The organism is Peptococcus simiae, assembly GCF_046569735.1.
Taxonomy (GTDB): domain Bacteria; phylum Bacillota; class Peptococcia; order Peptococcales; family Peptococcaceae; genus Peptococcus; species Peptococcus simiae_A.
Window position 1 is genome coordinate 24028 of sequence record NZ_JBKICG010000023.1, and the last position, 11718, is coordinate 35745.

The following is an 11718-nucleotide window of genomic DNA, read 5'->3' on the forward strand; positions in this document are numbered from 1 at the left end:
GACGCTCTCAGGGCGTCCGCTTTTTTACATAGGAGGTTTTTCATGGAACTGTTGGTTGCCCCTCATGAGCAAATCGCTCATGAGGCTGTTTTAGAAGCCCTCAAGGGCCACCATTGTAGAGGGGAGTCGGCTTATTTACTGGTCCCGGAGCAATTCACCCTCCAGAGCGATATCCACCTCCTGGAAGCCCTGGAGGTTAAGGCTGTCATGGACATCAAGGTAAAAAGTTTTGCCTCCCTAGCCCGTGAGGTCCTAGGTCGAATCGAAGGGGCCGGTCGGCAATATATCGGGAGCAGTGCCAGGGAATTGGTCTTTTACCAGGCGGTTTTAGAGGAGAATGACCAGCTCCGCCTGTATAAGAATGCTCACCGGCAGACAGGTGTCCTTCGGGCCATTGCGACCACGGTTGCCAACTTGCACGCGGCAGGCATTAGCACCCAGGGCTTGCAGGCCTTAGGCAATCGGGAGGACCTGCCGGCGGCCTTGAGGAATAAATGCCATGATATGGCCCTGCTGCAAGACCGGTATGAACAGCTTTTAGGGGACAGCTACCTGGATGGGGAGGCCCGCTTGCAGACCCTGGTAGAAATCCTCCCCCAGGCTGCCTACCTAAAAAATATCCAGCTCTATTTTGATGCCTTCCAGCGGATGTCGGCCCTGGAACTGGCTATTCTGGATACCCTCAAGCAAATGGGGGTGCCCATCCATGTGGTGGTGACCCTACCTTACGGGACCTGTGAACAGGACCGAGCGCCGGATGAAGTGGTCAACCACGAAGCCTATGCGAGTAACTGGGCCTTTGCCGCGGCCCTGAAAAAAATAGCCGGACCTGCGCTCAAAATAAAAGAAGTTCGGTCTAACCGGGCCGTCCTCCCGGACTTGGCCGGCCTGGCTAAGGCGGCCTTTAGCACCACGCCGGCAGAGGCAGTGGCGAAGATGACCCATCTAGGGCTTGTGCAGGCGCCGACCACCGATATCGAAGTGGAAACCCTGGCGGCCCTCCTGCGCAAAAAGGTTGTAGAGGATGGGTGCCGGTGGCGGGATATTACCGTATCGGTCACCGCACCGGATGAGTATTTTCCCCTGGTCCGGCGGATTTTTGCTGACCATGATATTCCCGTCTTTATTGATGAAAAACGCTATATTACCGATAACCCCCTCCTTCAGGGCATCTTTGCAGCCCTTGACCTGGTCGACTACGACTTCCGCCAGGAGGATGTCTTTGCCTATCTCAAGGGCGGACTCTCTGCCATTGATGACCGGCTTCTAGAGGGGCTGGACCGCCATGCCCGGGCGCGGAAGTTGCGGGGGCAGATGTTCTTTAAAGAGGAAAGTTACGCTGTAGATGAAGACCGCTTTCATTCCGCTGACCGTCTGGCCATGGCCCAGGAGGATGCCCGGGCAGCCAAGGAGGGGGCCCGGATCCTCAAGGCCGAGCTGGAAGACTTTTACCTCTCCTGCCAGAAAGAAGAAACCGTCCTTCACTTTTCAAGGGCCTTTTACCACTTTATCAGTCAGCCCCAGTGGACTCGGCAGCTGACGGCCCTCCAGGAGGCTCTGACTGACTGGCCCAACCCGGCCCTGGTTCAGGAAAATGAGCAGATTTTTAATGCGATTATTGAATTCTTAGAACAACTGGTCACCGCTCTGGGACAGTTGACCATGCCCTTTAAAGAGTATGCCCGGCTCCTGCGGGAGGGGCTGGAAAATATTTCTATCGGCATCATTCCCCCGGCCCAGGACCAGGTCTTAGTCGGTGCCCTATCGCGGACCCGGACCAGCCGGACCCCCATCCAGCTCATCTTGGGCCTATCCGATGCCTGGTATCCCTCTTCCCAGGGCGAGGCCGGGGTCTTTGCCCAGGATGAACAGGACCGGCTCAAGGACCTAGGCATCCACTTGGGCCAGAGCCAGGCCGAGGCTACAGGCGATGAAGCGGCCGCCCTCTTCCAGGCCTTTACCCGGCCTACCGAGCGGCTGGTCCTTTCCTGGCCAGGGTCAGACCACGGCGGGCAGACCATGAACCGGTCCCGCCTGATCCGTCAGGTCGAAGCCCTGGCCCCCCAAGTCAAGGTGACCAGTGCCTACCAATTAAGCCAGCGCTTACGCCGGTATAGCAAACCCCTGGCCTTGCGGGATACCCTGGCCGGCTTGCGGCGGGTTCAAGCCGGTCAAGGGCTGGCGGGAGGGGCAGCCGAGGAACTGGGGACCTACTACCGCTTTTTCATGAAAGATGACCCCCTGCGTCGGTCCTTTTTGCAGGCAGGCTTTCGCTATACCAACCGGCGCCTGCCCCTGACCGACCAGGTCAGTGAAATCCTTTACCCCGCCCTGGCCAAGGGCCGGGCCAGCGTATCTGAGTTGGAATCCATGTGCGCCTGCCCCTACCAGCATTTTATTCGCTATGGCATCCGCCCTCATGAAGAGGAAGTGGCGGATATGAAATACAATGAAATCGGCTCTTTGATCCATGCGGCCCTGAAACGGTTAACAGAGGCCTATAGCGACCAGCAGGCCCAGGGCGGCTACCTGGAAGAGGCCGAGGTCCTGCCCCTGATTCGGCAAGCCCTAGAGGAAGAAACCGGCCAAATCATTGGTCAAAAAAGGGCTCAGTCCGGGCGGAACCATATCTTCGGCCAGCGGCTGCGGCGGCATACCGAGCGGATTGCCCTGCAGATTTTCCGCCAGCTTGAAGTCAGTGACTTTAAACCCGCCGGCCAGGAAGTCCGGTTTGGCCGTCAGGAAAAACTGCCGGCGCTCATCCTGGATACCGGGGTGGAAACCATCCGCCTGGAAGGGATTATTGACCGGATTGATGCCGCTGAAGATGCGGTCCGGATTGTGGACTATAAAACCGGCAGCAAGACCTTTGACCTGAATGCCGTTGCCGGTGGCCTCCAGCTCCAGCTCCTGCTCTACTTGCGGGCGGCCCTGGCCTCGGGCCTATGGGACCAGGTAGGCGGGGTCTTTTACCTGCGCCTGCGGGACTTATTGGTCCTGGATACGAGTGATGACCCGGAGGCCATTGCAGCAGCGGTTATTGACGCCCTACTCTTGGACGGGATTGTCATTGATGACCCGGCTATTTTAGAAAAAATGGACCCGGGCATTACGGAAGGAGGGGGGAGTATCCTCCGGCTCAAGGGACGGGCCAAGGCCATTGAGAAAAAGACCAATGTCTTATCTGTCCAAGAAATGGACCAGCTGATGACTTATGCTGAACAAATGGCCAATTGTGCCGCCCAGTATGCCCTGGCCGGCCTGATTGACAATGCCCCCCTATTGATTGGCCAAGTCAGCCCCTGCCAGTATTGCGACTACCGGCCTATTTGTCGTTTTGAAGCAGGCATGGCGGAACGAACGGCCTCAGCTGATGATTTAGGCCTGGAAGGAGGAGAGGCATGAAAAGGACACCGGCACAAGAACAAGCAGTGACCCTACGGGGGCAGGATATCCTGGTTTCAGCAGCCGCCGGAAGCGGCAAGACCCGCGTCCTGATAGACCGGATTGTTCAGATGATTGCTGAGGAACAGGTTCCCCTGGAAAAAATGTTGGTGGTGACCTTCACCCGGGCAGCCGCCGGTGAATTAAAGGACCGGTTGGCCCTTGGCCTGGAGGAGGCCCTCAAAAGGGCCAAGACCTCTGCCGACCGAGACCAGGTCAGTTTCCTGCACCAGCAATTGACTTACCTGCCCCAGGCTAATGTGAGCACCCTGCACGCCTTTTGCGCCAAGATGCTCCGCAGCCACTTTAAAGCGGCCGGCCTTGAGCCGAACTTCCGCATTCTCCAAAGCGCCCCGGCCAGTAAGCTCTTAAATGATGCCCTGACCACGGTCTTTGACCAGGCCTATGAAGACGGTGAAGCGGCTTTTGCCGACCTGGTCTGGGCCTATGGCGGGGCCAATGATGACCAGCCCCTCCGCCGGATGGTGGAAAAACTCTTACACGAAGCCAGGACGCGGCCCCAACCCAGCGAATGGCTGGCGGCCTGCGGCCAGGGACCGACAGATGATCTGCCGGATGCCCTGAGTCAGGCCTTCCTGGCCCTCGTTCACATGACCGCCCAGCAAATGACTGAGGCCCTGGAGGCTATGGCCCGGCTCCTGCAGGACCCGATGGCTGAGCCATTGGCCCCCTACCTGGAAACCCTGGCTGATGACCAGGTCTTGGTTGAAGCCGTTGACCAGGCGGCTATGAAGCCCCTTGGAGAAGCCCTTGAGCACCTGGCCCCCCTTAAGGTCGGCCGGCTCAAGTCGGTCCGCCTTAAAAAGGATACCGATGAGGGCGTCCGGGACCTCCAGGAGGCCTTTAAGGACCTGCGGGATAGCGGGATCAAGACCCCCCTGAAAAGCCTCTTGGACCTCCTGCCCCCGGGCGGCATGCCCCAGGTTTTGGCCGACCGGCAGGCGACCCTACCCCGGCTCCAAGCTCTGGGCCAGCTGACCAAGTCGGTCTTAGACCAGTATAATCAGCTAAAGACGGATAAAAGCAGCCTGGACTTTAACGATTTAGAGAGCCACTTTCTAAGCTTACTTGAGGATGAAACAAGCCTGGCGGCTATCCGCCAGGAGGCCAGCTACATTTTCTTTGATGAATACCAGGATGCCAATCGTATCCAGGAGGCAATCATTATGCGCCTGGCCCAGCCGGGCCGTCTCTTCTTTGTAGGGGATGTCAAGCAGGCCATCTACCGCTTTCGCCAGTCAGATCCGGGCCTCTTTTTACGCCGGTATGAAGCCTATGACCAGTCTCAAGGCCGGGAAACCCTGATCCACCTGTCTGAGAACTTCCGGTCTCAGCCGCGGATTTTACGGGCCTGTAACAGGATTTTTATGCCCCTCATGACCAAGCGCCTGGGCGAGGTGGATTATTCCGCTCCTGGCCAGGCCCTGGTTCCCGGCCAGGCCGGTCAGCCTGAGGATAAGCCGGTCGAATTGGTTTACCTCAACCTGGACGAGGCCTATGATGGGGAAAGCAAGTATTATAAAGAGGGCCGGTGGATGGCAGACAAGATCAAGGCCCTGGTCCGGGAGGAAGGCAAGCGCTACCGGGATATGGCCATCCTCATGCGGACGCCCCGGACCCATCTGGCCGATTATGAACGGGCCTTTATTGATGCAGAAGTCCCCTATTATTCGGATAACAGCCTGGTTGGCTTCGAGAATATGGAGGTCCGGCTCTTCCTTAACATGCTGGAAGTCATCAATAACGACAGCTACGATGGCCCCCTTCTATCGGTCCTGACTTCGCCCTTTGCCGGCCTGACCGATGAAGACCTGGCCCGGATTCGCCTGGCTGAGCCCAAGGGACGGTTTTCAGCAGCGGCCAGGGCCCTAGCGGCGACCGGGGAAGGGCCTATCGCCGAGCGCTTGCGCCACTTTTATGACCGGCTTGACCGCTACCGGCTCCGGCTCAAGATGGTGACCATTGACCACTTTGCCCTGGAACTCTTGCAGAGCTCCGGCTATGGGGACTTCCTGAAGGCCATGAACCAGGGGGAAGACCGGTATGCCAACGTAGCTGCCCTCATTGACCTTATGGCCGAGTACGTCCGTTTTTCCCACAGCGGCTTAGACGGTTTCCTGCGGCATATAGAAGACATAAAAAAAGCGCCCGGCGATAGCCTTCAGCCGGCCGTCACGTTAACAGAGCAGGATGACTGCGTCCGCCTGATGAGTATCCATAAGAGCAAGGGTCTAGGCTTTGATACGGTCTTTTTAGCAGACCTCTACCACACCTTCAACCTCCGGGATACCACTGACCCCCTCCTGGTCCACCAGCGGCTGGGCTGTGCCCTGAATGTGGTCAACCTGGAGGCCTATACCGTCCGGCCTTCTTTTGAGAAAAAAGTCATCGGTCAGCTGATCCGGCAGGAGAGTGTCAGTGAAGAGGTCCGACTCCTATACGTCGCCGCTACCCGGGCCATTAACCGCCTGATTCTGCTTGGCCGGGAACCCAAGAAGGAGGAGGGCCCTTTACCCAGTGGAGCCCTGACCTTCAAGTTGTGGACCGCTCGGTCCTTTGGGGACTGGCTCCACCTTCTGGCCCGGGCCGGCCAATTAGAGGGGGAAGACCTGGTCATCCGGCACTTGACCCTGAAAGAAGAGGATGAGGGGGGTAAAAGTCCCATCGCCTTGGCTGACCTACCGGTGAATGAAGTCTTTCTGGAAGACTTGGAGCGGACCCTGAGCCAACCCTACCCCTACCTGCGGGATAGCCAGGAACCCTATAAAAAAACCGTTAGTCAATTGGCAGAAGAAAATCGACTAACGGATGGGGTGGCCAAGGCCTGGCCGTCCTATTTTGGGCCGGCGGGGCCGACGACCGACTGGCGGCGGCCACACTTCTTAGATGAAGCCTATCATTTTACGGCCCAGGAGCAGGGAACGCTGCTCCACCGGGCCGTCCAGTTGCTGCCCAATAGGGTCTATACGCCAGCCACCCTCCAGATAGCCCTAGAGGGCCTGGTGGCTAGGCAGCTCATGAGCAAGGAGGAGGCAGGGGCTCTTGACCCAGACCTCCTGGTCCGCTTCTATACCAGTGATACAGCCGACCGTCTCCGTTGCTATGCCGATACAGTCGAGCAAGAGGTCTCCTTTACCATGTTTTACCAGGACCACCTGATTGACGGGCAAATTGACCTTTTTTACCGGGATGAGGTCGGCTATCACCTGATTGACTTTAAAAGTGACCGGACCATCCAGCCTGAAAGGTACCAGTTACAGCTGGACCTTTATGCCCGGGCCCTTTGGGAGGCCCGGGGGGTTCCGGTAGTCAGCAAAAGCCTCTATTGGCTCCGCCATGGGGTTGAGTCCGTCCTGGACTGACTAGGTCATGACCGGCGGCGTATGGAAGTCCCGTTGGGCCTGCCGGTAGGTGGCCGCCTTCTGCAGGAGGCGGCTCGTTTCCTGGCGGCGGAGGTCATCGGCAAAGGCTGCTTGGGCCTGGGGAGGTAATTTTTTGACATCCCGGCCACAGTTGCCAATGACCGGGACCCTAGCCCGGCCCTTCATGGCCTTGAGCAGCTGGCGGCCCTGGTCATCGGCGGCGAGGAGCCTTAAATAAGGGACCGCTGTCATCGGGCTGACCGGGGAAAGGACTTGTAAGGCAGCCCGTCGGAGGGTGCTTTCAAATAAGTGCCGGTCCAAGGCGGTGTCCAGCCAGGCCTCGAAGCTATCGGCAGAAATGGCGGCCCTTTTTAAGCGGATGGCGGTGCCCTCTGTACAGGCCAGGAGGTCAACCACTTCCTCAGCGGACATATTGGTAAGCCGCAACTGGAGGGCCCCGTAAAAATCGCCAAGGTCAGGCCAGGTCCAGCCTTGCTGGCCTGCTTTTTCCACTTGGGCCAGGGCGGCGGGGGTCAATAAGTCATCGACCGGCTGTCCCTGCTTCAAGGCGGCCCGGATGGCCCGGCCGGAGGCCTGACCGTCATGTTGGGTATCCCGCTGGACCGCTAGGGCCTGCCAATGGCTAGGGGCATAGCGCAAGTAGGAGAGGGCCAGCCGGTCATTAGGCCGGTCCTTCAAGGGGGACACGCCGGTAATTGCTTCCAAGGCCCCTTGCTGGGCCAGGGCGAAGGGGGCCCCGTCTGCCAGGGCCCCCTTTAATAAGCGGGTGAATTGGTCAGAGGGCTGGCGAAGTTCGCCGGCCAGGGCCGCTAACTCCTCGACCTGGCCGCATTCGCTGCCAAAGGCCAGGTGACTGACCAGGCCGGTGGCCTTGAGGGTTTCGATGGCCCCATAGGCAAAGGTCTGGAGCGAGGCCGTTGCCCAGGCGGTGTGGAGCTCAAAGACCGCATTCACGCCGGCATCCCTGGCCGCCTCGGCCCGGGCCCACTTGTCTAAAATGGCCGCATCGCCCCGTTGGCAGAAGGGCCCACTCATGACGCTGATAATGACCGTCTCGGGCAAAAGGTCATGGATGGTCTCGACCAGGCGGGCATGGCCGCGATGAAAAGGATTAAATTCAGCGATGATACCACAAACTTGCATACTTGCCTCCCAATAAGCCTTGATTTAGGTCCATTATAGCTAATTATTCAGGGATGTGCGACTTAGAATCCCGGGCCGGCCCGGGAGAAAAGGCCCGGTCGGCCTGATTTCCTTGAGGCAGCCTTGATCAGCTTGAAAAAAGCGGTTAAATGGCGAAAGAGACACAAAAAACGTTTGACAAGTGCCTATGAGATGTCTATAATAGTACAAGTTGAACGCTGTCATGATTGTAGGAGGTGGCGCTATGCTGTCGCTGAATTTGGCATCGATTCGACCACAAGTAAAATCCGATGTGCCCTTTTCATTCGAAACGGGCGATTTGCCTTTGATGCCTACATCATTTCAGATATCTGAGCCTATTAAGGCAGAGGGTATCTTCCGCGTGAGCCAGTTTGACATGCAAATGCTCGGGCGGGTCACCGGCCAGATCCAGGTCCCCTGTGACCGCTGTCTGAAACCGGTTACCTTTGATGTAGACCTAGATATTGATGAGAAGCTGGTGTATACCCTAGATGTTCCCAATGTCAAAAAACCGGGTGAAGATATCGGTGACTTGGAAGAACGCTATTGGATTTATGACAAAACAGACTATGATTTTGAGCCCCTTATCGTAGACGCCATCTTGCAAGCGCTGCCGGTAACCATTGTGTGCCAGGAAGACTGCAAGGGCTTGTGTCCTAAGTGTGGGCAAAATCTTAATCTGGCTTCTTGTCAATGTGAAACCATTGAAATTGATCCGCGGTGGGCAAAACTTGCTCAACTGCGAGACGGGGAGGTGGAATAAATGGGTGTCCAAAAAAGTAAACGTTCCAAAGCGAGAAGAAATATCAAGCGCAGCGCTTGGTCTAAAATGAATGCTGTATCTGCTATGACTTGTCCGAACTGCCACGAACCGAAATTACCCCACCATGTTTGTCCGTCTTGCGGTCAGTATGATGGCCGTGTAGTCGGTGCCGAAAAAGTTCCGGCAACGACAGCTGCACAGGATGAAGAATAATCCACTCACCCGAACAGGACTGCCTGCTCGGGTGTTTTTCTTTCAGGCTAGGAGGCCATATGCGAGAAGAAAGTAAAATCAGAAATATAGCCATCATTGCACACGTTGACCACGGGAAAACCACCCTCGTTGACCAATTGCTCAAGCAAAGTGGGACCTTCCGAGAAAATGAAAATGTGGCTGAACGCGTGATGGATAAGAATGACCTTGAGCGCGAAAAAGGCATTACGATTTTAGCCAAAAACACCTCCATAGAATATAAAGATTTTCGCATGAACATCGTCGATACCCCGGGCCACGCCGACTTTGGCGGTGAAGTTGAACGGATTATGACCATGGTCGACGGCGTCATCCTGGTTGTCGATGCCTTTGAAGGCTGCATGCCTCAAACCCGGTTTGTCCTCAAGAAAGCTCTGGCAGCCAACCTGGTGCCTATTGTCATCATCAATAAAATGGACAAGGCCTTTGTCCGGCCGGCCGAAGTCCTGGATGAAGTCTATGACCTTTTCATTGACCTGGATGCCAATGAAGAACAGCTGGACTTCCCGGTTCTCTATGCCATTGGGGTCAAGGGGATTTGCGGCAATGACTCGGACCTTTCCAGTAAAACTGACCTCAAAGACCTGCTGGACCAAATCGTCCAAACCATTCCCGCCCCCAAGGGCGACCGGGATGGCAGCCTTCAGGCCCAGATTACCCTCATGGACTACAATGAGTATGTCGGCAAGATGGGGATTTGCACCATTAAGCGGGGCAGTCTCCGGGTAGGGGATGCCGTCGCCATTATGAGCCGGGATGGGGCAGTCCGCCAGACCCGGGTTAATAAACTTTACGGTTTTTCCGGCCTCAAGCAGGTCGATATTGAAGCCGCCGCTGCCGGCGACATTGTCGCCATTGGCGGCCTAGGGGAAATCAATGTCGGGGAGACCATCTGCGATGTCAACCAGTTAGACCCCCTGCCCTTTATTGAAATTGAAGAACCCACCCTGGAAATGCGGTTCTTAATCAATAACTCCCCCTTTGCCGGTAAAGACGGCGAGCCCTTGACCAGCCGGAAGCTGAGAGAACGCCTGCTCAAGGAATGCGAGGCAGATATTGCCCTCCAGGTCAACGACACCGATTCGGCAGACGCCTTCCGGGTGGCCGGTCGGGGCGAACTCCACTTGGCCATTCTTATTGAAAAAATGCGGCGGGAGGGGCTGGAATTCCAGGTCTCCATGCCCCAGGTTATCTACAAGGAAATCGATGGCGTTCGCTGTGAGCCCTTTGAATTCGTGACCCTGGATATCCCGGAAGCCTATATCGGCGATGTCATGAATGAATTGAACCGCCGGCATGGGGTCATGCAGCAAATGATGCCCCGGGGTAGCGAAACCCGCTTGGAATTCATCGTTCCCACCCGGGGGCTGGTCGGCTTCCGGACCGACTTCTTGACCCTGACCCATGGCTATGGGATTATGAACGCCACCTATGAAGACCACCGGCCCTTTGCTGGAGCCTTCTCTACCCGGGATGGCGGTGTCCTGGTCGCCTTTGAAACCGGGACCTCTACAGCCTATGGCCTCAAGGCCGCTGAAGAACGGGGGGAACTCTTCATCGGTGCCGGGGTAGATGTCTATGAAGGGATGGTCATTGGCGAGGCCAACCGCAAACAGGACGTCCCCATTAACGTCTGTAAAACCAAAAAACTGACCAATACCCGGGCTTCCGGGAAAGACGATGCCATCCAACTGAAAGGGGCCCGGAAGATGTCCCTGGAAGAATGCATCGCCTTCCTGGCCCAGGATGAATACCTGGAAGTCACCCCCAATCATTTACGGTTACGGAAACGCTTTTTACGCCTTCAAGACCGGCAGAAGTATGCCAAATATGCAGCTGAATAAGAGCTGGAAAGGATGAGACCCATGGCTGACTTTGCAGAGAAATCAAAGGAATATGATGCCTGGTATGAAACCCCTCTGGGGCAGTTTGTCGATGCCAGAGAAACGGAATGTGCCCTGTCTATATTGCCCCTTGACCTTGGCAAAAGCCTCCTGGATGCAGGCTGTGGCACTGGCCGGTTTACCTTGAAGATGAGCCTTCTCGGCCATGAAATGACCGGCATAGACCTGTCCCCTGAAATGCTGGAGATTGCCAAGCATAAGCTGAAATTTGCCGGCTTGGCGCCCCGCTTTCATGAAATGGATATCACCAACATGGACTTCGCCGACCACAGCTTTGACGGCGTGGTCTCCATGGCCCTCTTTGAATTTGTCCATGAGGCAGAAAAGGCCCTGGAAGAATGCTTCCGGGTGGTCCGGCCCGGCGGCTATGTCATGATTGGCACCATCACCGGCAACTCATCCTGGGGCGAAGAGTACAAGACCCATATGTCAAGGGAAGACTCAGTCTTCCACCAGGCCGCCTTCAAGACCATGGACGAGATGAAACAACTCTTCCCGGACTATCTTCTGGCTGCCAAAGAATCGGTCTTCATCCCACCGATGGCCGGTCAGGAAGACCTCACCCTGGAAAATGAAATGCGCCTGTCTCAGACCGAAGTCGGGGCCTTTGCCTGCCTCTTGTGGCAAAAGCCTCCCATTTAAGACAAGAAAAAAGTCACTCAAGCTTTTGACCTGGCCCGTCATCCTGGACAACAGGAGGGGAGGCGGTCCATATTTTGCTTGAGTGACTTTTTAAGTGCCCAGGGCCTAGGGACCGGTGGGCATGAAAAAAGCGTTCTTGACCAAT

The 11718-nt window shown here is 56.5% G+C and carries 7 protein-coding genes; 6 read left to right on the forward strand and 1 reads right to left on the reverse strand.

Going from position 1 to position 11718, the window contains the following annotated elements; all coding sequences use genetic code 11:
• The first annotated feature begins 42 nt into the window (after nt 1-42).
• On the forward strand, nt 43-3405 hold the full coding sequence (locus ACLGL1_RS08805; protein ID WP_411008309.1) for a PD-(D/E)XK nuclease family protein: 3363 nt from the start codon (nt 43-45) through the stop codon (nt 3403-3405).
• A complete protein-coding gene (locus ACLGL1_RS08810) occupies nt 3402-6827 on the forward strand; it encodes a UvrD-helicase domain-containing protein (protein ID WP_411008310.1) in 3426 nt (1141 codons plus the stop codon). Before ACLGL1_RS08805 ends, ACLGL1_RS08810 begins: the two co-directional genes overlap by 4 nt.
• Here ACLGL1_RS08810 and ACLGL1_RS08815 read toward each other — a convergent pair whose 3' ends face one another.
• A complete protein-coding gene (locus tag ACLGL1_RS08815) occupies nt 6828-7991 on the reverse strand; it encodes a nucleotidyltransferase family protein (RefSeq protein ID WP_411008311.1) in 1164 nt (387 codons plus the stop codon).
• Between the two features lie 244 nt (nt 7992-8235).
• Between ACLGL1_RS08815 and ACLGL1_RS08820 the strand changes: the two genes are divergently transcribed.
• The 4 genes from ACLGL1_RS08820 to ACLGL1_RS08835 are packed head-to-tail and all read left to right on the forward strand — an operon-like array spanning nt 8236 to nt 11573.
• Nucleotides 8236-8775: a YceD family protein gene (locus ACLGL1_RS08820; protein WP_411008312.1), complete on the forward strand. Its 540-nt coding sequence runs from the start codon at nt 8236-8238 to the stop codon at nt 8773-8775.
• Nucleotides 8776-8988 carry a 50S ribosomal protein L32 gene (gene rpmF / locus ACLGL1_RS08825; RefSeq protein ID WP_408976688.1) on the forward strand — a complete coding sequence of 71 codons (213 nt, stop codon included), beginning with the start codon at nt 8776-8778 and terminating at the stop codon, nt 8986-8988.
• Between the two features lie 59 nt (nt 8989-9047).
• Complete coding sequence (gene typA, locus ACLGL1_RS08830; protein ID WP_411008313.1) at nt 9048-10871, forward strand: translational GTPase TypA; 1824 nt, start codon at nt 9048-9050, stop codon at nt 10869-10871.
• A 21-nt stretch (nt 10872-10892) separates the two neighbouring features.
• Entirely contained in the window at nt 10893-11573 is a 681-nt protein-coding gene (locus ACLGL1_RS08835; RefSeq protein ID WP_411008314.1) for a class I SAM-dependent methyltransferase, read from the forward strand.
• Nucleotides 11574-11718 lie beyond the last annotated feature (145 nt).